Here is a 22,408-nt window from a genome sequence, read left to right on the forward strand (position 1 = left end):
GTCCCCTCAGCGGCCCGCCAGCTGGCGCAGGGCGGCGGCGGTGAAGTCGTCGAGGGGGTAGAACAGCTCGATGGCCAGCTCCGACAGGGTGACATCCGCCGGGGAGCCGAAGGTCGCCATGGTGCTGAACATCGACAGCTCCCCCATCGGCGTGCGCAGGCGCAGCGGCACCTGGATGGGGCCGGCCGCCAGCTCCGGCCCGGGGGCGCCGGGGCGGCCGGCGGGCTCGGGGTAGGCGCTGACCTCCTCCAGCAGGGCGCGCAGCGCCTCCTCGCCGCCGGCGTGGACCTGGCGCTGCAGCCGCCGCAGGAACAGCTCGCGCACCTGGCCGTAGTTGACCAGACGGCCGGCCAGGCCACCGGGATGCAGGGCCAGGCGGAAGACGTTGGGCGGGGCCGCGGCCAGCTCGGGGGCCAGGCCGTCCATGAACACGGCCATGGCGCCGTTGCCGCAGACGACGTTCCACAACCGGTCGACCACGACGGCGGGATAGGGCTCGTGGGCGGTGAGCATCGTGTTCAGCGCGCCGGCGACGGCGGCCATGCCGTCCTCGCCGAGACCGCTCTCGCGGTAGGCGGGGGCGTACCCGGCGGCCAGCAGCAGCGTGTTGCGCTCACGCAGCGGCACCTCCATGGCCTCGGCCAGGCGCAGGATCATCGCCTGGCTGGGGCGGGCGCGGCCGGTCTCCACATACGACAGGTGCCGGGTGGAGGTGGCGGCCAGCAGGGACAGCTCGAGCTGGCTGAGCCTGCGCCGCTGCCGCCACCGGCGCAGCAGGGCTCCGGCCCGGGAGTCGGTCATGCGTGGAGGATAACGACCTGGCCCGATAACGGCGGACATGACCTGGCAGGTTATTGAGGTCATGACGCCGGCGATGGGAGCCTCGGGGTGTCCCCGGGCAGGCCGGGGCCGCAAGGCGGAGGGGGATGCCCGGATGAGGGGTTCACAGGATGCGCTGCGGCTGGTGCTGCGGATCGACGGCTGGAGCACCGCGGTGTTCGGGGTGGTGCTGCTGGCGCTGGCCAGGCCGCTGAGCCCGCTGCTGGGGCTGCCGGTGTCGTGGGCGGTGCCGTTCGGGGTGGCCATGCTGGGCGGCGCGGCCGCGCTGGGGCTGCTGGCGGCCTTTCCGCGGATCCCGGCGCGGTTCGCGGCGATGGCGGTGGCCGGCAACGCGATCTCGGCGGTGTCGATGGTGGCGCTGGCGTTCTCGCCGGTGCTGCCGCTGACCGGGCTGGGGGTGGCGTTCGTGCTCTTGGGAGCGGTGACCGTCGGGGTGTATGCGGGGCTGGAGTACGCCGGCCTGCGCCGCGTGACGGCCCCCGGCGGCCGCGGGGCCGTACCCGGCTCGGTTCAGGAGCCGGACACCGCGGCCAGATAGCCGAGCAGGGCGTCACGGTTGCGGGTCAGGCAGTCGATGCGGGCGGTGATGCGATCGGCCTCGGCCCGCAGCAGCACCGCCAGCTCCGGGGTCAGGCAGCGCGGGTCCATGACGATGGCGTCGGGCTGCTGCAGGAACGGCAGGATACGGCCGATGATCTCGGTGGTCAGGCCGGAGTCGAGCAGCCCGCGGATCTGCTGCACCCGCACCACGGCCTGCTCGGGGTAGCGGCGGTAGCCGTTGGCGGCCCGCTCGGGCCGCAGCAGCCCCTGTTCCTCGTAGTAGCGCAGCATCCGGGCGGGCACGCCGGTGCGCCGCGACAGCTCGCCGATCCGCATCGCCGCCCCTTCCCGCCGCGATTTGCCTTCACACTGATGTGAAGGTTTCACGATAGCGGCATGTCGACCGACCGGCTGCCGGCGGGGGCGCTGAGCGCCCTGTCGTGCGCGGCCTTCATCGCGGTGGTGACCGAACTGCTGCCCGCCGGGCTGCTGACGCCCTTGGGCGCCGACCTGGGGGTCGCGCCCGGGCGGGCCGGGTTCCTGGTGTCGGGGTACGCGCTGGCCTCGTTCGCGGCGGCCCTCCCGGTGACCGCGGCGCTGCGCGCGGCGCCGCGGCGGCCGGTTGTGCTGGTGGTGCTGGCCTGTTTCGCGGTGCTGAACGCGGCGACCGCGCTGTCGTCGTCGTATGCGCTGACGTTCGCGGTGCGGGTGCTGGCGGGGGTGGCCGGCGGGACGCTGTGGGCGATGCTCATCGGCTACGCCGCCCAGCTGGTCCCGGCGGCGCGGCGCGGGCGGGCCATCGCCATCGTCTCGGCGGGCATCACCCTGGCGTTGTGCGCGGGCGTGCCGGCCGGCAGCGCGCTGGCGCAGGTGAGCGGGTGGCGGACGGCCTTCGCCGTACTGGCGGCGCTGTCCGGGCTGCTGGCGCTGTGGGTGTGGCGGGCGGTGGCGCCGGTGGCCGGGCAGGCCGCCGCGCGGCGGCTGCCGCTGATGTCGGTGCTGCGGCTGCCGGGGGTGGCGACGTCGCTGGCGCTGACGCTCGGGGTACTGCTGGCCCACCAGGGCGTCAACACCTATCTGGCGCCGCTGGCCCGCCGGGCGGGGATGGGCGCGGCGGGCGGGCTGCTGCTGCTGTTCGGGGTGGCCACGGTGGCGGGGGTGTGGCTGACGGGGGCGCTCATCGACGGCCGGGTGCGCGCGGGGCTGCGCCTGGCGCTGGGGGTGGTGGCGGGCGCGATGACCGTCCTGGGGGCGGCCGGGCAGGGCGCGCCGGCGCTGGTGGTGGCGGTGGCGCTGTGGGGGCTGGCCTTCGGCGGGCTGCCGACGTTGCTGCAGGCGGCCCTGATCGAGCGGACGGGCACGCCGCATGCCGACGTGGCCACCGCGCTGCAGACGACGGTGTACAACGCGGGGATCGCCGGCGGCTCGTTCGCGGGCGGGCTGCTGCTGGACGGGGTGGGCGCCTGGGTGCTGCCGTGGGCGGCGCTGGGGGTGCTGGGGCCGGCCCTGGCCGCGGTGCTGCGCGTGCGCGCCTGACCCCGCGCGCGGGCCCGCCATCGGGGCGCGCCGCCGTACGGCCCCGGGCGCGCGCCCGCACGCGGCTGCATCCCTGTTACGGCGAAGCCGCCCCCACGCCACCCGCCGCCGCGGGCGGGCGCAGGTCGGGGGGATCGCTTCTCACGTCGCACGGGCCGGGCGCCGCAACGGCGCCCCTCACCCACCGGCAAGGCCACCGGCCGGCATGCGGCCGCATCGCCAATCCCGCGACCTAGAACCCCGCCCGGAACCGGCCCGGGCAAGTGGATCTGCGCGACCCCGCCCACCGGGTCACCACCGAAGATCTCGCGCTGCCCTACGACCTGGAATACGTCCACGCCCTGCGCCCCCTCGGCCGCGACAGCGTGCTGCTGCGCGCCGAACGGAGCCGGACCTGGCCCGACCACGGCTACCCGCCCGGACCGTGCGACCGGGAGGAGTTCTCCATCGTCAACCTCAAGAACGGCGCCATCAGATGGGCCGACTACCGGCCGGCCGAGGTCGGGGCGCGGCAGGGAAACCCATCAAAACCCAGACCCACGCCCGCGACGTCGTCCCCGAGCCGATCGCAGAAAGCCCCGGTACCGGCCCCCGGCCGCGAACGCTGCCTCTGATCCCGCCCCACCTCACGCCGCCCCGGCGGGCAGCTCGGCCAGGCGGCGACACAATCGAGCGGGTTCAGGCCCCACGCCGCAACGGCGGACGACGGCCCCACGTGGCCCAGCGCCACAGCCACTCCAGCGGCCCCTGCCGAAACCGGCGCAGCCACAACGAGCACACCACCCACTGCACCGCCACCACCCCGCCCGCGATCACCGGCACCGCCACCGGCCCCCAGCCCTCCGGCGGCCCGCCCACCACCCGCGCCACCACCAGCACCACCACCGTGGCCGACAGATAGTTGCTCAGCGCCATCCGCCCCAACGGCACGAACACCCGCTCCAGCGCCTGCCGCAGCGGCCCGGCCAGCAACACCAGCAGCAGGCACACATACACCCCCGCCATCAGCAGCCCCGCCACCGCGAACCACACCGGGAACGCCGCCGCGTCCACCGGCGTGCCCACCTGCATCCACAACGCGGGCACCGCCCCCGCCGCCAGCACCACCCCCAGCACCGCCGGAACCCGCACCGCCCCCTCCAACCGGCCCACCACCCCGTAACGGGTCAGCGCGGAACCCAGCAGCAGCAACCCCGGAACCAGCGACACCCCGCCACCGCCCACCGCGATCGGAACCGCCACCAGCACCACCGCCAGCCCCGCCACCGCCCAGCGCGCCAGCCACGTCGAGGGCAGCAACACCACCAGCCCCACCACCGCATAGATCGTCAGAATGTCGCCCCGCCACAGCAGGAACATGTGCGCCAGCCCCACCGCCAGCAGCACCAGCAGCCGCCGCGCCAGCACCGCCCGCGACCGCGCCGACTCCACCAGCAGCGAGAACCCCACCCCGAACAACAGCGAAAAGATCGGAAAGAAGCGCTGATCGACGAACATCCCCAGCCACGCCGGCCCCCCATCACCTTCAACGGCGGCCGTGCCACCCGCGTGAGCGATCGGCCTCACATTCGCCAGCAGAATCCCGCACAGCGCGAACCCCCGCAGCACATCCAGCGCCGCAACCCGCGCCCGTCCCGGCACCGGCACTCTCTCGTTTCCCATGGGCCCACATCCTGCGCGCCCCGCACCCCCGCCCACATCGGCGGAAAGCAGGGAAACAGCACCGTACTTTCGGCCGGTACCCAGCGCGCCTGGACTCTCCCACCAGGGGATAGTCCATGCTGAACCCCGTGGACGCAGACCTGCTGCCGATCGGGCAGTTCGCACGCCTGAGCCGCCTGAGCGTCAAACAGCTCCGGCACTACGCCGACCTCGGCCTGCTCACCCCCGCCCACGTCGACCCCGACACCGGCTACCGCTACTACCGCCGCGCCCAGGCCCGCGACGCCCTGACCATCGGCCTGCTGCGCACCCTCGACCTGCCCCTGGCCGCCATCGCCGACGTCCTGGCCGGCAGCACCGACGCCCTCGACCAGGCCCGCCGCCACCTCGAAACCGAACTCGACCGCCGCCGCCGCACCCTGGCCTCCCTCACCCGCCTCGTCCACGACGGCCTGCCCCACACCCCCGTCCACCTGCGCACCGAACCCACCCGCCACGTCGCCCTCACCCGCGAGCACACCGAAGGCCCCGCCGACATCCCCCGCGCCACCACCACGGCCGTCAACCGCCTGCTCACCACCCTCACCACCCCCGGCCCACCCGAACTCATCGCCCTGTTCCCCATCGACCTCGACGACGCCTTCACCATCACCGCCACCCTCACCCTGCCCCCGGGCGCCCGCCCCGACCCCGCCACCGGCATCCTCGACACCCACCTGCCCGGCGGCACCTTCGCCGCCACCACCCACATCGGCCCCTACGACCAGATCCCCCTGACCACCCACGCCCTGCTCGCCTGGTGCGCCGAACGCGGCCACCCCCTGACCGGCCCCATCCGCGAGGTCTACCTCACCGACCCCGCCACCACCCCGCCCGACCAGCTCACCACCCACCTCATGCTCCCCATCGAACAGGAACACCCATGACCCCCGCCCGCACCACCCACGGCCCCGTCACCTGCCTCAGCGTCACCGGCCACGGCCCCCTCCAAGGCCAATGGCGGACAGAAGACGACCGCCCGCCCCTGACCGTCCCCCGCGACCAATGGCGCCGGCACCTGCTGCTCACCCTGCCCGCCGCACCCCAGCCCGGCGCCCTCGAACACGCCCGCGAAACCACCCGCCCCACGGCCGCCGCCGTCGACCGCGTACGGCTGGCCACCATCACCGAAGGCGACTGCCTCGAAATGCTCCACGAAGGCCCCTACAGCGACGAACCCCGCACCCTGGCCCTCATGGACGCCTACATGAGCGAACACCGCCTGCTCACCAACGGCCCGCACCACGAGATCTACCTCACCCCGCACGACGACCCCAGCCCGCGCACCCTCCTGCGCCAGCCCGTCCGCCCCGCCCCGCACCCCTAGAAGGCCCGGCCACCCGAAAGGAAACCCGGGCCCCCGCCCCTCACGCCGCCCGAGCCCCACCCAGCGCCGCCGCCGTCACCGCCCGCGCCACCCCCGGACGGCACACCACCTCCGCCCCGCCCGACACCTGATCCACACACCCCGCCACCGGCAACGCCGCCACCTGCGGATCCGACACCGCCCCCAGCAGCGCCCCCGCGAACCGATCCCCGCCGATCACCAGGAACGGCCGATCGTGAAACCCGCGCACCCGCTCATCCAGCACCTCGGCCAGCCCCAGCCGATTCTGCACCGCCGCCACCCGGCTGTAGGCAGCCGACAACCCCGCCTCCCGCTCCCGCCACGACCGCGCCCCCACCGCCATCTCCAGCGAACGCACCAGCTCCGCCGACCCCGGCAGCCGCGCCAGCGCACTGCCCAGCCACTTGGCATACGGCGGATACCGCCTGCGCAGCAGCAACGCCAGCCGCATCACCTCACGCGCCAGCCCCGCCCCCACCACCGCCGACCCCAGCTCATCGCCCACCTCACCGCACCGGCCGACGAACGCCTCCTCCTGCGCGACCCGCAGCCACTGACACGCCAGCACATACCGCCACACATCCCGCGGATACCAGCGCAACACCTCCCGCACCCCCGCCAGCTCCCCCAGCCCATCGTGAAACACCTGCCCGCCCGTCACCTCCGCCAGCCGCTGCCACGGCACCGACAGCCAATCCAGCAGCCCCACCCCGCCCCGCGGATCGAACCCCAGCACCTCCTCCAGCCACGCCCCCAGCTCACACACCACCACCCCCGGCCGTGCCGTACCCCGATAAGCGAACACCGTCGGATACCCGCCGAAACTCCCCGGCAACCCCGCCTCCACCGCGGCCCGCACCCCCGCCACATCCGCGGCCGCCGTGAACACCAGCACCCGCGGCCCGAAATCATGATCGGCCGACCGCTCGGTGTCGAAGGCCAGCACCTCCGAACCCGGGCCGACCAACGCCGCACTGTGCGGCACCGGCCCCACCAACGCCGCCACGACCTCGGCGTAAAACGCACGGGACAACTCAAGACCAGGCACAAAATCGGACATCATTCGTCAACTCTGCCTGACCCGCCCCCAAAGCTCACCCCAATATTTCCGGCACATGCACCGCCGCCCCGGCCTCCACCACGGCCCGCCCCGCCGTCAGCGCCGCCACCCACGCCTCGAACTCCGCCACCTGCCCGGCCCCCACCGCCACCGAGAACTCCACCGACGCCCCATAGGCCACCTCGCGCACCGCGAAACGCGAGGCCCGCAGGCCGTTCTCCACCCGCCCCGCCTGATCGTGGGCCACCCCCACCCGAACCAGCCGCGCCGGCACCATCCGCACCGGCTCGGCCCGATCCAGCGTCTCGGTCACCGCCGAGCCGTAGGCGCGCACCAGCCCGCCGGCGCCGAGCAGCACCCCGCCGAAATACCGCGTCACCACCGCGACCACGTCGCTGTAACCGCGCCCGGCCAGCGCCTGCAGCATCGGCGTCCCGGCCGTGCCGCCGGGCTCGCCGTCGTCGTCGCCCTTCTGCACCCGCTGCCCGATCACATAGGCGCTGCAGTTGTGGCTGGCCGAGGGGTGCAGGGCGCGCCGCGCGGCGATGAACTCCTGCGCCTGCGCCACCTCTGCCGCCGGCGCGATGGCGCAGATGAAGCGCGAGCGCCGCACCTCGTTCTCGTGCTGGATGAGGGTGTTGAGGGTGAGGTACGGCTGAGCCATTTTCCCAGGCTATCGGCTTTACAAAGTAGATCAAATGCGAGGGATCAGCAGCCCCCGATGGAATGCCTCGGTCACCGCCGCGGCTCGGTCGTTCACCCCGAGCTTGGCGTAGATGCTCAGCAGGTGCGACTTGACGGTGGCCTCGGTGATGAACAGCCGCGCGGCCGCCTCCCGGTTGGTGTTGCCGGCCGCCACCAGCTCCAGCACCTCCATCTCGCGCCCGCTCAGCAGCTGCGGGGCCGGCGTCCTGACGCGGTTCATCAGCCGCGCCGCCACCGACGGCGACAGCACGCTCTCCCCGCGGGCCGCCGCCCGCGCGCCCCGCAGCAGCTCCTCACGCGGCGAGTCCTTCAGCAGATACCCGGTCGCGCCCGCCTCGATCGCCGGCAGCACGTGGCTGTCGGTGTCGTAGGTCGTCAGCACCAGCACCCGCGCGCCGACACCCAGCCTGGCCAGCTCGGTGATCGCGCTCAGCCCGTCCATGCCCGGCATCCGCAGATCCATCAGGATCACATCCGGCGCCAGCCTCTGCGCCAGCCGTACCACCTCGGCGCCGTCGGCGGCCTCGCCCAGCACCTCGAAGCCGGGCGCGGAGGCGAACATGCTGCTCAGCCCGTCCCTGACCACGGGATGGTCGTCGGCGATCAGCAGCCGGATCATGCCCGGCCCCCGGCCGGCGCGGCGGGGATGCAGGCCGAGATCCCGGTGCCGGCGCCCGGCTCGGACTCGATCCGCAGCGTCCCCGACAGCCCCTCCACCCGCTGGCGCATGATCGCCAGCCCGAACCCGCCGCCGGGCGCCGCCACGTCGAAGCCGGCGCCGTCGTCACGCACGTCCAGGGCGACCTCCCGCTCCAGGTACGACAGCGTCACCCCGGCCCGGGAGGCATCGGCGTGCCTGGCCACGTTGGCCAGCGCCTCCTGGGCGGTGCGCAGCAGCGCGACCTCCGCCTCCGGCGCCATCGGCCGCACCGTCCCGGTCGTGGTGACCTGCACCGCCAGCCCGTGCAGCTTCGCCCACCGCTCGGCCACCCCGGCCAGCGCCTGGCTCAGCCCGGCCCCCTCCAGCGGCTCGGGCCGCAGCGCGTCCACCGAACGCCGCGCCTCCGACAGGCTCTCCCTGGCCAGCCTCGTGACCGCGTCGAAGGGCCGCCGCCACGGCCCCGGCACCTCGTGCATCTGCTCGGCCGCCTGCAACTGCGCGATGATCCCGGTGAAGCCCTGCGCCAGCGTGTCGTGGATCTCGCGCGCCATCCGCTGGCGCTCATCCAGCACCCCCGCCTCCCTGGCCTGGGCCAGCAGCTGGGCGTGCAGGCCCGCGTTCTCGGCCAGCGTCGCCTCCAGCAGCGCGTTGGCCGAGCTCAGCTCCGAAAGCGCCCGCAGCCGCCGCTCCTTCTCCTGCTCGGCCAGATGCAGGAACCACGCCGTCGCGCCCAGCATGACCACGTTGACCGCCACGATCACCGCCGCGATCACCAGCCCGGAGGCCGTCGTGACGCCCACGCCGGAGGCCTGCGCCGTGCCCGCCACCACCGCCACCGCGCCCACCCCCGCCAGCTGCCAGGGCCAGCGCAGCAGGGTGAAGGCGTAGATGTAGGGGGCGGGGGTGAACAGCCCGAACGCCGGCTCGCGCACCACCAGGACCGCGGTGACGGCCAGCAGCCCGGCGAAGAACACCCCCATGATCAGCGGCCGGTCGTGCCAGGCGGGCCGCAGCGTGAACATCAGCAGCATCCACGCCGCCGCCAGCGCGCACAACCCCAGATCGACCAGCAGCACCGCACCCGGCGCGCTCCTGCCGAACACCAGGTAGCCGGCCAGCCCGGCCAGCAGCGTGTACGGCACGGCCGTCACCAGCAGGAACGGCAGCGGCTCTCCCGACCCCGTCGCGCTCACGATGCCCCCTTCCGCCGGCTGCGAGTCTATTGCCAGCGAAACCAGCGCACCGCGGCCAGCGCGCACCCGCCGGCGTAGGCGGCCAGGATCGCCAGCGGCGCCGCGGCCGGGAACGCGCCCAGGTAGGCGTCCTGGAAGGCCCGCATGCCCGCGCCGAGCGGGGTGTAGCGGCTGATGTCCTGCAGCAGCGGCGGCATGTTCGCGATCGGCACCCACAGCCCGGCGAAGAACATCAGCGGGAAGAACAGCATCGTGCCGATCGCCGAGGCCGGGCCGCGCCCGGGCGCCAGCGCGGTGACCAGCAGCCCGATCGACAGCAGCGCGGCGGCCGCCAGCAGCCAGGCCAGCGCGAACGCGGCCGGATTGCGAGGCAGCTCGACGCCGAAACCGACCCTGGCCACCACCAGGAACAGCACCATCGCCACCGCCGCGACGGCGAGGTTGGCCACCAGCTGGGCGGCCAGTACCCGGGCCGGTCCGACCGGCGTGCTCTGCATGCGCCGCAGCACGCCGTTCTCCCGGTAACCGGCCAGCGTCGCCGGCAGCGCCGTCAGGGCCACGATCGCCAGCGCGAACAACACCATGACCGGCACGTACACGTCGAAGGCCGTCAGGCCGCCCGCCCCCGGCAGGGGCTCCTTCAGCGCCGGCACGGCCCCCAGGATGACGAGCACCAGCAGCGGGCAGCCCACCCCCCAGATGGGCGCGACCTTGTCCCGGATCGACAGCGTGGTCTCGGTCCTGATCAGCCGCCAGGTCGCGGAATCCACAACAGACATGACAAGCGTCTCCTTATCTCCTGCATCTACTGCGACAGCTACTGGGAGTCGGCCGGGAACCGCCGGCCGGTCAGCTCGACGAAGGCGTCCTCCAGGCTCGCCTGCTCCACCCGCAGCCGTTCGGCCACGATCTGATTGCGGGCCAGCACTGCGGTGACGGCGCCGAGCGCGTCGGCGTTGCCGGTGACGACGACCAGCTCCCCCGCGCGGGTGACGCCGGAGACCTCGGGCAGGCCGCGCAGCAGCGCCTCATCCAGCGGCCGCGAGGGCCGGAACTGGATGCGCTGGCCGGCTTTCGCCCGCTGGGCCAGCCCGGCCGGGGTGTCCACCAGAAGGACCCGGCCGGCGTCGATCAGCGCCAGCCGGTCACACAGCCGCTCGGCCTCCTCCATGAAGTGGGTGACCAGCACGATCGTCACCCCGCGCGAGCGCACCTGCTCGATCAGCTCCCAGGTGTCGCGCCGCGCCTGCGGGTCCAGGCCGGTGGTCAGCTCGTCCAGGATGGCCACCCGCGGGCCGCCGACCAGCGCCAGCGCGATCGACAGCCGCTGCTTCTGCCCGCCCGACAGCTTGGCGAAGCGGGTCTTGGCCTTGCCGGCCAGGCCGAGCCCCTCCATCAGGGCCCGCCAGTCGGCCGGGCGGGGGTAGAAGGAGCTGTACAGCTCCAGCGCCTCGGCCACCTGCAGCCGATCGGGCAGCTGCCCGGCCTGCAGCTGCACGCCCAGGCGCCGGGTCAGCTCGGCGCGGTCGCGGCGCGGGTCGAGCCCGAGCACCGAGATCTCACCGCGATCCGGCGCCCGCAGCCCTTCGATGCATTCCACGGTCGTCGTCTTGCCGGCGCCGTTGGGGCCGAGGATCCCGAAGATCTCGCCCTCCTGGACGGTCAGCGACACGTCGTCGACCGCGATCTTGTCGTCGTAACGCTTGTGGAGGTTGCGCACCTCGATCACTGCTGGCATGCCTCAACCCTGCTACGGCCGGCCCGCCCGCCACCATCGGCCGGCGGACGGGACCCGGCCGCCGGACGGTGGGCCCGCCCGATCAGCCGATCGGTGGAGTGCCGGCTCCCTCCAGGGCCGCCGCCGACAGCTTCCAGTAGGCGGCGTAGCGGCCGCCCAGGCGCAGCAGCTCCTCGTGGCTGCCCTGCTCGGCGATCCGGCCGCCGTCGAGGAAGACGATGTGATCGGCGCGCCGCACGGTCCGCAGCCGGTGAGCCACCATCACCACCGTGCGCCCGGCCAGCAGCCGCTCGATGCCCTCGTGCACGGCCGCCTCGCTGACCGGGTCCAGCGCGGAGGTCACCTCGTCCAGCAGCACGATGGGCGCGTCCTTCAGCAGCGCCCGCGCGATCGACACCCGCTGGCGCTCGCCGCCCGACAGCAGCGCCCCGCCCTCGCCGACATGCGCCGACCAGCCGCCGGGCAGGCGCTCGACGACCTCGTCCAGCCGGGCCGCGCTCGCGGCCGCGCGCACCTCGGCCACGGTGGCGCCGGGACGGCCGAGCCGTACGTTGTCCTCGATCGTGCCGTCGAACAGGTAGACGTCCTGGAAGACGACGGCGATGCGGGCCATCAGCTCCTCGGTGGCGATCGCGCGCACGTCCGCGCCGCCCACGCGCACCGCTCCGGCGTCCACGTCGTAAAAGCGCGCCAGCAGCTGCAGCAGGGTGCTCTTGCCCGCGCCCGAGGGCCCGACCACGGCCAGCCGCCGCCCCTGCGCCACCTCCAGCGTCACCCCGTCGAGCACCGTGCGCCGGCCGTGGCCGAAGGTGACCGACTCGAAGGCCACGCCGTGGTGGCGCGGCCGGATCGGCGCGGCGGCCTCCGGCAGCGGCTCGGTGGCCAGCACCGCATCGAGCCTGGCCAGCTCCGAGCGCGCGCCGCGCAGCTTGCCGCCCAGGTCGGTCAGCGACAGCAGCGGGTCGGCGCAGCGCGCGGCCAGCACCAGGATCGTCAGCAGCTCCGCCGCCCCGATGCTCGCGCCGAGCGCCAGGGCGGCGCCCAGGACGAGCACCGCGGTGAAGACCGCCTGCACGGTGAGCGTCAGCCCGACCGCGCCGGGCAGCACCGACAGCGTCAGCCGGCGCGAGACGCGCGCCACGCCCCGCAGCGCGTCGTCGAGCAGCCCGAAGCGTTCCGCGCCGCGGCCACCGGCCCGCAGCACCGGCTGGGCCTGCAGGTATTCCACGACCCGCGCGCCGGCCTCGTGGTCGCGTTCGTGGCGCTCGGCGTCGTGCGCGGCCATCGAGCGGGCCGTCCACAGCTGGACCGCCGCCACCACCGGCGCGGCCGCCAGCGCGGCCAGCCCCAGCTGCCAGTGGTAGGCGAGCATCACCGCGGCGATCGTCAGCGGCGTCACCGAGGCGGAGATGAACGGCGCCAGCAGGTGCGCCACCACGCTCATCGCCGCCAGCAGGCCGCGGCCGGCCATCACCGACACCTCCCCGACGCGGCCGGCGGTGTACCAGCCGATGGGCAGGCGGGCCAGATGGTCGCCGAGCCGGTGATACATCCCGCGCAGCATCGCCGACCCGACGCGAAAGCCGTTGCGGTCGCTGAGGAAGCGCAGCACCCCGTACACCGCGAACCCGGCCCCGAAGGCCGCCAGCCACGGCAGCGCCGCGGCCGGCCGGCCGGCGAACAGCTCCCGCAGCACGGGCACCAGCAGCGCATACAGCAGGCCCTCGGCGACCGCGGCCGCCGTCATCAGCGCCAGGGTGCGGCGCATCGGCCGGGCGTAGTCGCGGCCCAGCACGCGCAGCAGCATGCCGATCATCACAGCCCCTCTCGGCTCGCCGTCCGGTGGGCCCGCCAGAAGGAGGCGAAGGGCCCGTTGCGCGCCAGCAGCTCGGCGGGGCTGCCACGCTCGATGATCGTTCCGTTGTCCAGCATCACGACGGTGTCGGCGGCCGCGACCGTCTCCAGGCGATGGGCGATGACCAGGACGCTGCGGTCGCCGCCCAGCGCCGCCAGCGCCTGGCGCACCGCCAGCTCGCTTTCGGGGTCGGCGAAGGAGGTGGCCTCGTCCAGCACCAGCACGGGCGTGTCGGCCAGCAGCGCGCGGGCGATCGCGATCCGCTGCGCCTCGCCGCCCGACAGCCCGGCGTCCTCGCCGATCACGCTGTCGTAGCCGCGCGGCAGCTGAAGGATGCGCTCGTGGACGTTGGCCAGCCGGGCCGCGCGCACCACCTGCTCGCGTCCGGCGTGCGGTACGGCCAGCGCGATGTTGTCGGCGACCGAGGCGCGCAGCAGCCGCACGTCCTGAAAGACGAACGACACCATCCGATGCAGCTCCCGGCCGCCCAGCTCGCGCAGATCGACGCCACCCAGCAGGATCGAGCCGCGGACGGGGTCGAAAAAGCGCGGCAGCAGGCGCACCAGCGTGGACTTGCCGCTGCCCGAGGCGCCGACGAGCGCGGTGACCGTACCGGGCTCCAGCACCAGGTCGATGCCGCGCAGCACCTCCTGTCCGGGCTTGTAGCCGAAGTGCACGCCCCGCAGCTCCACCCGGTGCCCGCGCGGCGGGCGCGGGTGCGCGGGCTCGGGCAGGGGGCGCACGGCGAGCACCTCGCGGATGCGGCCCAGCGCCCGCCCGGCGGCCTGCGCCTCGTCGAAGCCGTGGCCCAGCGCCGCCACCGGAGCGGTCAGGCCCAGGCCCAGCAGCAGGAACGGCAGCAGGTCGGCCGGCGCCAGGCCGCCGCCGGCGATCAGGGCGGTGCCGCCGATCAGCACCACCAGCAGCACGAACGGCGGCGACAGCGCCAGCTGCATCCCGGCGGCGATGCCGGACACGCCGCGCACCCACCGGAAGAAGACGGTGACGAAGTCGTCGACCGCGGTGAGGAATCTGCGGTGGGCGCGCTCGGATCCGCCGAACACCTTCACCACCGCGATCCCCTGGACGAACTCCACGACGGAGTCGGCGATGCGTCCCATGGCCGCGTCGAAGTTCTCCTGCGCGCGGGTGCGCGAGGGGGTCATCAGCAGGGGGATCAGCGCCAGCGCCAGCGCCACCGGGATGAGCGTGATCAGGGTCAGCCGCCAGTCGACGGCGAACAGGTAGATCAGCGAGGCCAGCGGCACCACGAAGGCGGAGACGAGCTCGCCGGGGGTGTGGGCGATGAAGGGGTGCAGGGCGCTGACGTCCTCGCCCGCCACCTTGGCCAGCTCGCCGGTGCGGCGGCGGGAGAACCAGCCGATCGGCGCCCGCCCCAGGCTCGCCGCCAGCCGCCGGCGCAGCGCCAGCTGCACCCCGGTGTCGGTCAGGTGCCCGATCGCGGCCGAGGCGCCGCTCAGCAGCAGCCGCGCCAGCATCCCGGCCGCGCCCACGGCCACCACGCTCCACACGTGCGCGGCCTCGGCCGGGCCGGGCGACAGCAGCGTACGGCCCAGCTCGACGACCGCCAGCAGCGGCGCCAGGCCCGCCAGGGCGCCGGCCACCTGCAAGATCACCACGGCGGCGAAACTCCAGAGATGGGGGCGCAGCAGCCCTCCCACGCTCGTGCTCATCGGCCGGCCGCGTGCGGCGCCGGGCCCGCGCCGTCTGCGCTCAGGCGTGCACCGGCCCGGATCTCCGCGGCGGTGCTGACTGTGGTCCTCATGCCCGGCAATTGTGCTCGGGCCCCAGCTCGGGCACGTCGCACCGGGGAAGGCATCCACCGGCATCAGCGACCGGCCGCGCTACGACACCGGGAGTAGTGACGCCCCCGGGCCTGCCCTCCTACAGGCCGGTGAAGAACTCCCGTACGTCGGCGACGTACTCACCGGGGCGCTCCAGCGCGGCGAACGTGCCGCCGCGCTCGTGCTCGATCCAGGCCACGACGTTGTTGTCGCGCTCGGCGAATCGGCGGATCGGGCGCAGGATGTCGTGCGGGAAGACCGAGATCGCGGTCGGCACCGTGGCGGGCTTCAGCTCCCACTCCACGCTGGTGTCCTGCTCGGTGTCGGGTGTCTCGACGAACGAGCGGGCCGCCGAGCCCGCGGTGTTGGTCAGCCAGTACAGCATCGTGGTCGTCAGCAGCCGGTCGCGGTCGATCGGATCCTGGCTCCATTCGTGAAAGACGCCGGCGAACCAGGCCAGCAGCGCGATCGGGGAGTCGGCCATGCCGTAGGCGAAGGTCTGCGGGCGGGTGGACTGGATGAGCTTGTAGCCGTATTGCTCGTGCTGGTATGCCTCGCGGAAGGCCATGCGCTCGAGCTCGGTCTCGCTCAGGCCGTCCAGCTCGCCGGGCAGGCCCAGCGGGAAGCAGATCATCCCGTTGCCGTGCATGCCCGCCACCCGCTCGGGCGCCAGGACGCCGGTCTCGCGGGAGATCCACGTGCCCCAGTCGCCGCCCTGCACGCCGAAACGCTCATAGCCCAGGCGGGTCATCAGCTCCAGCCACGCCCGGGCGATGCGGGTGGCGCCCCAGCCCATCTCCCGCGTCGGCCCCGACAGCCCGTAGCCGGGCAGCGAGGGGATGACCAGGTGGAAGTCGCGGCTGAGTTCCCCGATGACGCCGAGGTACTCCACCGGCGAGCTGGGCCAGCCGTGGGTGATCAGCAGCGGCAGCGCGCCGGGGCGGGGCGAGCGCACGTGCAGGAAGTGCACGTTCTGGCCGTCGATCTCGGTGGTGAACTGCGGATGGGCGTTGATCTCGGCTTCGGCCGCACGCCAGTCGTAGCCGGTGCGCCAGTGCGCGGCCAGGTCCTTCAGGTAGGCCAGCGGCACGCCGAGCCGCCAGCCCTGGCCGGGCACCTCCTCGGGCCAGCGCACGTGCTCCAGGCGGCGGCGCAGGTCGTCGAGGTCGCCGTCGGGGACGGCGAGGGTGAAGGGCCGGATGAGGGTCAAGACGTCAACCTCCAGAAACTATCGGTACGCTGTACCGTACAACATACGGTTCGGAGGGCGCAACAACAAGAACCCACCACACCCGAGACCCCTACCGCGGATACTCCACCCGGGCGTCGTCACCCGTGATGATCAGCCCGCTGTTGCTCCCGCCCACCGCCACCGACCGCGCACCCGACGCCGACACCGACGGCCCCACCGGCAACATCGCCCGGATCTCCGCCGCCAGCGCCGGCTCCGCCTCCAGCGCCCGGCGAATCACCAGCCGCAACGCGGCCACGTAATCCGCATCCCCCGGATGCTCGGCCAGCTCCCCGATCGCCGCCTGCGAGGCCGCATCACCCCGCCCGAACAGCCGCTGCAGAATCCGCGTCCCCAGCCCCACCGTCGACTGCGCCGCCGCCTCCTGCGTCTTGGCCAGAACGGCCGCGCCGTACGCACCCACCGCCGCACTCACATACGGCATGACCTCACCCGCCACCGCCGCGACATCCATCCCCACACCTCCGGAAGACGCCCGATGCGCCGATCGTAGCCCGCCACCACCCCGCCCAGCCGCCGCACACCTCACCCGCTGCCCGCCGCCACCAGCTCCGCGATCTCCACCCGCGACGACACCCCCAGCTTCGCCAGGATGTGCTCGATGTGCGCATCCGCCGTCCGCTTCGAAATCACCAGCCGCTCGGCGATCTCCCGATTCGTCAGCCCCTCCTCCACCAGCCCCGCCACCTCACGCTCCCGAGGCGACAGCAACTCCATCGCCGCCCGCCGCGGCGCCTGCACCGGAATCGCGTCCACATCCAGCTCCGCCAGCTCCACCGCATCCCCCAGCGCCAGCCCCGACCCCTGCCGGAAGATCGCCGCATACCGCTCAGGACCCAGACTCCGCCCCACCAGCGCAATCGCCCGATCATGATGGCGCAGCAGCAACGGCGCCCCCGCCAGCGGCGCCGCGAACTGCTGCCACACCCGATCGGCCGCCCCCAGCAACCAGCACGCCCGCACCATCCGCTCCTGCTCGGCCGCCTGCCACGCCAGCAACTCCAGGCAATCGGCCACCGCCAGCAGATCCCCCAGCGCGAACTTCATCCGCACCGCCCGCCGCGCCTCCCGCACCGACCCCGCCAGATCCCCCAGCGTCCAGCGCGCCAGCGCCCGCAAAAACAGCACATACCCCTGAACCCAGCACTCCTGCGACCCCTCACCCAGCAGCTCCAGCACCTCCCCCGACACCGCCAGAGCCGTCCGCCCGTCCCCCGACAACGCGAACAACGCCGTCTTCTCCATCAGCGCGATCGCCAGCCCCGCACGGTCACCCAGCGCCGTCAGCCGCGCACACGCCTCATCGAACAGCGGAAACCCCTCATCCGGCCGCCCGCTCAGCAGCCGATGCACCGCCAGATGCTGGATCGCCAGCGCCCTCAGCCGCTCATCCTCCAGCTCCACCGCCAGCTCCAGCGACTCCTCGATCCACGGCAACGCCACATGCTGCGCCCCCTGCTGCAACGCGAAGAACCCCAGATGCCCCAGCCCCTCCGCCCGCTCCGGCAACGGCCCCAGCACCCGCTCCTGCGCCAGCCTCAGCGCCCGCTCCAGCCACACCCGCCCCTCGGCCAGCCGCGCCCCGCACAACCAGTACGGCCACAACGACACCGCGAACCGCAACGCCTCCCGCTCCCCGCCCGCCACCGACAACGCGAACTCCAGCGCCGAACGCACATTCGCCCGCTCCCGATCCAGCTCCTGATACAGCTCCAGCTGCTCCCCGCTGAACGCCCGCTCCCGGAACCGCGCCGCCAAAGACCGGAAATAGCCCATATGGCGGCGCCGTACCCGCTCCTCCTCACCCAGCAGCACCAGCTGCTCGGCCCCGAACCCCCGCAACGTGTCCAGCAGCCGATACCGATCCAGGCGCCCCTCCTGACGCAACAGCACCGACTTGTCCACCAGCCCCACCAGATACTCGATGATCCGCCCCGCCGGCAGCAGCTCGTCCTGGCACACCGCCTCGGCCGCCACCAGATCGAACGACCCGGAAAACACCGACAACCGCGCCCACAACAACCGCTCCTCGGCCGTGCACAGATCATGACTCCACGTGATCGTGGTCCGCAGCGTCTGATGCCGCGGCAGCGTGCTGCGCCGCGCCGTCAGCAAACTAAACCGATCCTCCAGCCGCGCCAGCAGCCCCTCCAGCGGAATCGCCCGCAACCGCACCGTCGCCAGCTCGATCGCCAGCGGAATCCCGTCCAGCCGGCGGCACAACGCCGCCACCGCCGCATGATTGTCCGCACCGACCGCGAACCCCGGCACCACCGCCGCCGCCCGCTGCGCGAACAACGCCACCGCGTCCTCACCCGAACCCAGCTCCTGCACCGGCATCGGCGCGATCGCCAGCGTGTGCTCACCCGCCACATCCAGCGGCTGACGCGTCGTGGCCAGAATCGACACCGCCGGCGCCTCCCGCAGCAGCACCTCGGCCAGCATCGCGCACGCCTCGACCAGATGCTCACACGTGTCCAGCACGATCAGCACCTGCCGCCCGCCCAGGCACTCCACCAGATGCTCCAGCGCCGGCCGCGAATCCTGCCCCGGCAACCCCAGCGCCGCCGACACCGTGTGCGCCAGCAGCCCCGCATCCTCCAGCGCCGACAACTCCACCAGGCACACCCCGTCGGCGAAACGCGCACGCGCCTCACCGGCCGCCTGTAACGCGATCCGCGTCTTGCCGACGCCACCCGGCCCCACCAGCGAGACCAGCCGCGCCTCCTCCAGCAGCCGCGCCACCACCGCCAGCTCCCGCGAACGCCCCACGAACCCGGTCACCTGCACCGGAAGCCCACCGCGCCGCACATCCACCGCCGATGCCATCGACCCTCCCGGATCCACCTCGACTGCCTCAGCGTACGCGCCAGATGACAATTCGTAAGGGGGTATACCTACGAAGATCCGGCCCGAGTTAGGTACGCGGATAGGTAGCCCCGCCCGAGGCGCCGCCGCCACCCCGTCCACAACACTCGACCCTGTGACCCTCATCGGGCGTGAACACCAGCACCACACCCTCCTGTCGCTCCTGCGCCACCGGCGCCTCGTCACCGTCACCGGGCCCGGCGGCATAGGCAAGACCGCCCTGGCCCGCGCCGTCGCCCTGGCCTGCGACCCCGACGCCCACCTGCTCGACCTGTCCGGCCCCGCGACCTGGCCGGAACGCACCCCGCCCCGCCTGCTCCTGCTCGACACCTGCGACCACGTCGTCGACCACTGCGCCGAACTCGCCCAGCGCCTGCTGGACCGCTTCCCCGCCCTGCGCATCCTGGTCACCGGCCGCGAGGTGCTCGGCATCCCCGGCGAACACGTCACCACCGCCGCCCCGCTGGACGCCCGCCACGCCGCCGCCCTGTTCCACGAGCGCTCCGGCGGCCTGCACGCCGACCCCGGCGTCCTGGCCCGCCTCGACGGCATCCCCCTGGCCATCGAGATCGCCGCCGAGCACCTGCTGGACTCCGCCAAACTCGCCGAACTCCTCGACAACGGCGCCTTCCACACCCTGGCCGCCGGCCCCGGGCACCCGGCCCGCCACGCCAGCATGCGCGCGGCCGCCGAATGGAGCCACCGCCTGTGCCGGCCGCCGGACGTCTACGCCTGGTCCCGGCTGGCCGCCTTCGAGACCCCCTTCGGCCTGGAGGAGGCCGAGCGCGCGCTGAACGGCTACCGCCCCGCCGCCGTCTCCGAGGCCGTCGCCCGCCTCGTGGAGCGCTCCATCCTCGTCGTCGACTCGGCCGCGGCCGACGCGAAGTGGTACCGGATGCCCTTCCACCTGCGCGCCTTTACGAAGTAGATCTCAGGTGCACACCTCCTCCGCGGTACGGCCGGCGGCGTGCACCCGGGAAGCCCGCGGCTCAGAGGCTGTTCTCGTGCACGTGCACGATGAGCCATTCTCCGTCCACGAGGCGCAGGACCGAGGTCGTGCGCACGATCTCCGCCGCCCCCGAGGCGAAGGCGACCCGCAGCACGTACCGGGCCAGGGCCGTCTCACCCCACACGTCCACGACCTCGTCGTAGGCGCTCAGCGTGACCCGGCCCTCCTCGGGACGGGCGTCGCGCACCTTGTTGAGCTGCTCGCGGGTGGTGATGAGATCGGGGTGCGCGGAGTCGAAGATCGTGGCGTCCGGATGGAGGCGCCGGTCGATGCCCTCCCGGTCGCCTCGGGTGTAGGCGTCGTACATGCCGGTGATGACCGCCCAGACGGCGTCGCGTGCCACTTCTGCCACTCCTTGGTTGAGTTATGCGTGCTTTGTCACGTTAGAGCACTCAGGTGTGCCCGCCGAACGCCTTTACATTGTAGATTTATCTGGCCGGAGGTCAGCACCGGCAGTAAGATCCGCAGACGTGACCTCCCCCTTCGCCTCCCTCGCGCCCGGCGACCCCGCCGACATCGGCGGCTACCGCCTGGTCGCCCGGCTCGGCGCGGGCGGCATGGGCCAGGTCTACCTCGCCGCCACCCGCAGCGGCCGCCTGCTGGCGGTGAAGGTCGTGCACACCGAATACGCGGGCAACGCCGAGTTCCGCCGCCGCTTCCAGCAGGAGGTCGCCGCCGTCCAGCGGGTGCACAGCCTCTACACCGCCCCCGTCATCGACGCCGACACCGGCGCGCAACGCCCCTGGCTGGCCACCGCCTACGTCCCCGGCCCCTCGCTCGACAAGGCCGTCGCCGCCCACGGGCCGCTGCCGGCCGGCACCGCCCTCACCCTGGCCTGCGGGGCGGCCGAGGCGCTGCAGGCCATCCACGCCGCCGGGGTCATCCACCGCGACCTCAAACCCTCCAACGTGCTGCTGGCCGCCGACGGGCCGCGCGTCATCGACTTCGGCATCGCCAAGGCCGTCGACGCCACGCCGCTGACCGGAACGGGCGTCCGGGTCGGCACACCCGTCTTCATGGCGCCCGAGCAGGCGCTCGGCCACCTCACCACCCCGGCCGCGGACGTCTTCGCGCTCGGCGGGCTGCTGTGCTTCGCCGTCACCGGCCGCACCCCCTTCGGCGAGGGCCCCGACGCGGGCGTCCTCTACCGCGTCGTCCACGACGAACCCCAGCTGGACGGCGTCCCGGCCGAGCTGCGCGACCTGATCGCCCACTGCCTGGCCAAGGACCCCGCCCACCGGCCCACGCCCCGCGACCTGGTCACCCGGCTGCAGCCGTACGCCCGCACCCCCGGCCTTGCTCCCACCAGGCCGGACGGGCACCCCTCCGGCACCTGGCCCATCGGCGCGAGCGGACCGGGCGAGACGGCGGCGCCCAGCAACCCGAGCGGACACGGCGGCCCGGGAGGCGCCGCCCATCCCCCCGCCCCCGGAGCCTGGTTGCCGCCCGGCGTGGGTCAGGCGCTGCCCGCCTACTCCTCCCCGCCCAGCCCGCCGCCCCTGCGCGAGCCGCGCCGGGTCCGCCTGAAGGCGCTGCTCGTCACCACGGCCACCGCGGTGGCGGTCACGGCCGTCGCGGCCGCCACCGCCACGGCGATGCTCATGCAGTCACCGGCCGGCGGCGGCGGGCAAGGGGCCGCGCCGGGCCCCACGGTCACCGTCACCCAGACCCAGCCCGCCGCCCAAGCCGTCACACCCCCCGCCACCGCTCCGCCCTCCGGGCAAACGCCCTCCGGGGAAACGTCCTCGGGGGAGACCCCCTCCACCACGGACGGCGACGGCTCGGCCGTGGGCACCAAGCCCTCGGGCACCCAGCTCGGCTCCTACAAGGGCATCGACCTCACCCGGTCCTACTCCGTCAGCTTCACCGACGACCCGATGCACCCCAAGCAGGGCGACGAGCAGGACCTCACCTACTGCTCCCTGGGCCTGTGCGCCGAGAGCATGGCGCTGCTCGACCCCGGCCAGCCCGGCACCCACCGGGCGTGCGTGGACAACACCCGCTACACCGACTCCATCGAGGTCGGCACCGCCAAGGGCCGCCTGGTGTGCGTGTTCACCCAATCCACGATCGGCCTGGTCAAGGTGACCGGCAGCGCCGAGGACCCGGCCAGGTACCTCACGCTCGACCTCACGGTCTGGCAGCGCTGACCCCGTACGCATCAGGAAATATCACTTTCCGTCGCCTCATACGCGCACCCAGCTATTGACGTGACCCGCCAGACCCGGTGGGATGCGTGATGACGCGATCACGGCTCGTGGCCTCCCGCGGCCCGCGATCTTGCACCTCGGACCGGC

Annotated in this window: 22 protein-coding genes; 7 read left to right on the top strand and 15 right to left on the bottom strand. The window is 73.6% G+C overall.

Annotation, left to right across the window (positions count from 1 at the left end; translation table 11 throughout):
• Positions 1-6: 6 nt before the first annotated feature.
• Positions 7-801 (bottom strand): helix-turn-helix transcriptional regulator, encoded by a 795-nt coding sequence (locus FVE25_RS47145; RefSeq protein ID WP_157254072.1) that lies wholly within the window; start codon positions 799-801, stop codon positions 7-9.
• A 133-nt stretch (positions 802-934) separates the two neighbouring features.
• Between FVE25_RS47145 and FVE25_RS47150 the strand changes: the two genes are divergently transcribed.
• Complete coding sequence (locus tag FVE25_RS47150) at positions 935-1,378, top strand: hypothetical protein (protein WP_157254073.1); 444 nt, start codon at positions 935-937, stop codon at positions 1,376-1,378.
• On the opposite strand, the gene FVE25_RS47155 is transcribed toward FVE25_RS47150, so the two are convergent.
• Positions 1,351-1,716, bottom strand: a complete 366-nt coding sequence (locus tag FVE25_RS47155) for a MerR family transcriptional regulator (protein ID WP_157254074.1) — start codon at positions 1,714-1,716, stop codon at positions 1,351-1,353. The genes FVE25_RS47150 and FVE25_RS47155 overlap by 28 nt on opposite strands.
• Before the next feature lie 60 nt (positions 1,717-1,776).
• Here FVE25_RS47155 and FVE25_RS47160 point away from each other — a divergent pair, with 60 nt between their 5' ends.
• Together FVE25_RS47160 and FVE25_RS47165 are read left to right on the top strand one after the other, a co-directional pair.
• Positions 1,777-2,916, top strand: coding sequence for an MFS transporter (locus FVE25_RS47160; protein ID WP_157254075.1), 1,140 nt, complete (start codon positions 1,777-1,779; stop codon positions 2,914-2,916).
• 263 nt (positions 2,917-3,179) lie between these two features.
• Positions 3,180-3,530, top strand: a complete 351-nt coding sequence (locus FVE25_RS47165; RefSeq protein ID WP_157254076.1) for a hypothetical protein — start codon at positions 3,180-3,182, stop codon at positions 3,528-3,530.
• A 64-nt stretch (positions 3,531-3,594) separates the two neighbouring features.
• On the opposite strand, the gene FVE25_RS47170 is transcribed toward FVE25_RS47165, so the two are convergent.
• The gene (locus FVE25_RS47170; RefSeq protein ID WP_157254077.1) at positions 3,595-4,578 is read right to left on the bottom strand and encodes a DUF418 domain-containing protein; all 984 of its coding nucleotides are present in this window, start codon (positions 4,576-4,578) and stop codon (positions 3,595-3,597) included.
• A 128-nt stretch (positions 4,579-4,706) separates the two neighbouring features.
• On the opposite strand from FVE25_RS47170, the gene FVE25_RS56635 reads away from it, so the two are divergent.
• A complete protein-coding gene (locus FVE25_RS56635; protein WP_281367977.1) occupies positions 4,707-5,504 on the top strand; it encodes a MerR family transcriptional regulator in 798 nt (265 codons plus the stop codon).
• On the top strand, positions 5,501-5,944 hold the full coding sequence (locus FVE25_RS47180) for a GyrI-like domain-containing protein (RefSeq protein WP_157254079.1): 444 nt from the start codon (positions 5,501-5,503) through the stop codon (positions 5,942-5,944). Before FVE25_RS56635 ends, FVE25_RS47180 begins: the two co-directional genes overlap by 4 nt.
• A 40-nt stretch (positions 5,945-5,984) precedes the next feature.
• Here the strand turns inward: FVE25_RS47180 and FVE25_RS56640 are convergent, their stop codons facing one another.
• From FVE25_RS56640 to FVE25_RS56645, 11 genes are all read right to left on the bottom strand, one after another.
• Entirely contained in the window at positions 5,985-6,998 is a 1,014-nt protein-coding gene (locus FVE25_RS56640; RefSeq protein WP_281367978.1) for a DUF4037 domain-containing protein, read from the bottom strand.
• Between the two features lie 61 nt (positions 6,999-7,059).
• Positions 7,060-7,689, bottom strand: a complete 630-nt coding sequence (locus FVE25_RS47190; protein WP_157254081.1) for a YigZ family protein — start codon at positions 7,687-7,689, stop codon at positions 7,060-7,062.
• 30 nt (positions 7,690-7,719) lie between these two features.
• Complete coding sequence (locus tag FVE25_RS47195) at positions 7,720-8,349, bottom strand: response regulator transcription factor (protein WP_157254082.1); 630 nt, start codon at positions 8,347-8,349, stop codon at positions 7,720-7,722.
• The gene (locus FVE25_RS47200; RefSeq protein WP_157254083.1) at positions 8,346-9,584 is read right to left on the bottom strand and encodes a sensor histidine kinase; all 1,239 of its coding nucleotides are present in this window, start codon (positions 9,582-9,584) and stop codon (positions 8,346-8,348) included. The genes FVE25_RS47195 and FVE25_RS47200 overlap by 4 nt, the downstream gene beginning before the upstream one ends.
• 26 nt (positions 9,585-9,610) lie before the next feature.
• The gene (locus FVE25_RS47205) at positions 9,611-10,363 is read right to left on the bottom strand and encodes an ABC transporter permease (protein ID WP_157254084.1); all 753 of its coding nucleotides are present in this window, start codon (positions 10,361-10,363) and stop codon (positions 9,611-9,613) included.
• Between the two features lie 38 nt (positions 10,364-10,401).
• Positions 10,402-11,322 carry an ABC transporter ATP-binding protein gene (locus FVE25_RS47210; RefSeq protein WP_157254085.1) on the bottom strand — a complete coding sequence of 307 codons (921 nt, stop codon included), beginning with the start codon at positions 11,320-11,322 and terminating at the stop codon, positions 10,402-10,404.
• Between the two features lie 82 nt (positions 11,323-11,404).
• Positions 11,405-13,138 (bottom strand): ABC transporter ATP-binding protein, encoded by a 1,734-nt coding sequence (locus FVE25_RS47215; RefSeq protein WP_157254086.1) that lies wholly within the window; start codon positions 13,136-13,138, stop codon positions 11,405-11,407.
• Positions 13,138-14,871: an ABC transporter ATP-binding protein gene (locus tag FVE25_RS47220; protein ID WP_157254087.1), complete on the bottom strand. Its 1,734-nt coding sequence runs from the start codon at positions 14,869-14,871 to the stop codon at positions 13,138-13,140. Before FVE25_RS47220 ends, FVE25_RS47215 begins: the two co-directional genes overlap by 1 nt.
• A 211-nt stretch (positions 14,872-15,082) precedes the next feature.
• Positions 15,083-16,192 carry an epoxide hydrolase family protein gene (locus FVE25_RS47225; RefSeq protein WP_157254088.1) on the bottom strand — a complete coding sequence of 370 codons (1,110 nt, stop codon included), beginning with the start codon at positions 16,190-16,192 and terminating at the stop codon, positions 15,083-15,085.
• 91 nt (positions 16,193-16,283) lie between these two features.
• Positions 16,284-16,658 carry a hypothetical protein gene (locus FVE25_RS47230; RefSeq protein WP_219825969.1) on the bottom strand — a complete coding sequence of 125 codons (375 nt, stop codon included), beginning with the start codon at positions 16,656-16,658 and terminating at the stop codon, positions 16,284-16,286.
• Between the two features lie 101 nt (positions 16,659-16,759).
• The gene (locus FVE25_RS56645; protein ID WP_181019940.1) at positions 16,760-19,063 is read right to left on the bottom strand and encodes an ATP-binding protein; all 2,304 of its coding nucleotides are present in this window, start codon (positions 19,061-19,063) and stop codon (positions 16,760-16,762) included.
• 154 nt (positions 19,064-19,217) lie between these two features.
• Here FVE25_RS56645 and FVE25_RS54125 point away from each other — a divergent pair, with 154 nt between their 5' ends.
• Complete coding sequence (locus FVE25_RS54125; protein ID WP_181019941.1) at positions 19,218-20,030, top strand: AAA family ATPase; 813 nt, start codon at positions 19,218-19,220, stop codon at positions 20,028-20,030.
• Positions 20,031-20,091: 61 nt separating this feature from the next.
• Here FVE25_RS54125 and FVE25_RS47245 read toward each other — a convergent pair whose 3' ends face one another.
• On the bottom strand, positions 20,092-20,454 hold the full coding sequence (locus tag FVE25_RS47245) for a nuclear transport factor 2 family protein (protein ID WP_157254092.1): 363 nt from the start codon (positions 20,452-20,454) through the stop codon (positions 20,092-20,094).
• A 127-nt stretch (positions 20,455-20,581) separates the two neighbouring features.
• Here FVE25_RS47245 and FVE25_RS47250 point away from each other — a divergent pair, with 127 nt between their 5' ends.
• Positions 20,582-22,261 (top strand): serine/threonine-protein kinase, encoded by a 1,680-nt coding sequence (locus tag FVE25_RS47250; RefSeq protein ID WP_246268607.1) that lies wholly within the window; start codon positions 20,582-20,584, stop codon positions 22,259-22,261.
• The last annotated feature ends 147 nt before the right edge of the window (positions 22,262-22,408 follow it).

The organism is Nonomuraea typhae (assembly GCF_009760925.1).
Taxonomy (GTDB): domain Bacteria; phylum Actinomycetota; class Actinomycetes; order Streptosporangiales; family Streptosporangiaceae; genus Nonomuraea; species Nonomuraea typhae.

Bases quoted from the DNA above. Each gene is read 5' to 3' on its own strand.
- FVE25_RS47195 (WP_157254082.1), bottom strand. From the start codon at position 8,349: ATGATCCGGCTGCTGATCGCCGACGACCATCCCGTGGTCAGGGACGGG.
- FVE25_RS47205 (WP_157254084.1), bottom strand. From the start codon at position 10,363: ATGTCTGTTGTGGATTCCGCGACCTGGCGGCTGATCAGGACCGAGACC.
- FVE25_RS47190 (WP_157254081.1), bottom strand. From the start codon at position 7,689: ATGGCTCAGCCGTACCTCACCCTCAACACCCTCATCCAGCACGAGAAC.
- FVE25_RS47150 (WP_157254073.1), top strand. From the start codon at position 935: ATGAGGGGTTCACAGGATGCGCTGCGGCTGGTGCTGCGGATCGACGGC.
- FVE25_RS47215 (WP_157254086.1), bottom strand. From the start codon at position 13,138: ATGATCGGCATGCTGCTGCGCGTGCTGGGCCGCGACTACGCCCGGCCG.
- FVE25_RS47210 (WP_157254085.1), bottom strand. From the start codon at position 11,322: ATGCCAGCAGTGATCGAGGTGCGCAACCTCCACAAGCGTTACGACGAC.
- FVE25_RS47160 (WP_157254075.1), top strand. From the start codon at position 1,777: ATGTCGACCGACCGGCTGCCGGCGGGGGCGCTGAGCGCCCTGTCGTGC.
- FVE25_RS47155 (WP_157254074.1), bottom strand. From the start codon at position 1,716: ATGCGGATCGGCGAGCTGTCGCGGCGCACCGGCGTGCCCGCCCGGATG.
- FVE25_RS47180 (WP_157254079.1), top strand. From the start codon at position 5,501: ATGACCCCCGCCCGCACCACCCACGGCCCCGTCACCTGCCTCAGCGTC.
- FVE25_RS47230 (WP_219825969.1), bottom strand. From the start codon at position 16,658: ATGCCGTATGTGAGTGCGGCGGTGGGTGCGTACGGCGCGGCCGTTCTG.
- FVE25_RS47220 (WP_157254087.1), bottom strand. From the start codon at position 14,871: ATGAGCACGAGCGTGGGAGGGCTGCTGCGCCCCCATCTCTGGAGTTTC.
- FVE25_RS47145 (WP_157254072.1), bottom strand. From the start codon at position 801: ATGACCGACTCCCGGGCCGGAGCCCTGCTGCGCCGGTGGCGGCAGCGG.
- FVE25_RS56645 (WP_181019940.1), bottom strand. From the start codon at position 19,063: ATGGCATCGGCGGTGGATGTGCGGCGCGGTGGGCTTCCGGTGCAGGTG.
- FVE25_RS47170 (WP_157254077.1), bottom strand. From the start codon at position 4,578: ATGGGAAACGAGAGAGTGCCGGTGCCGGGACGGGCGCGGGTTGCGGCG.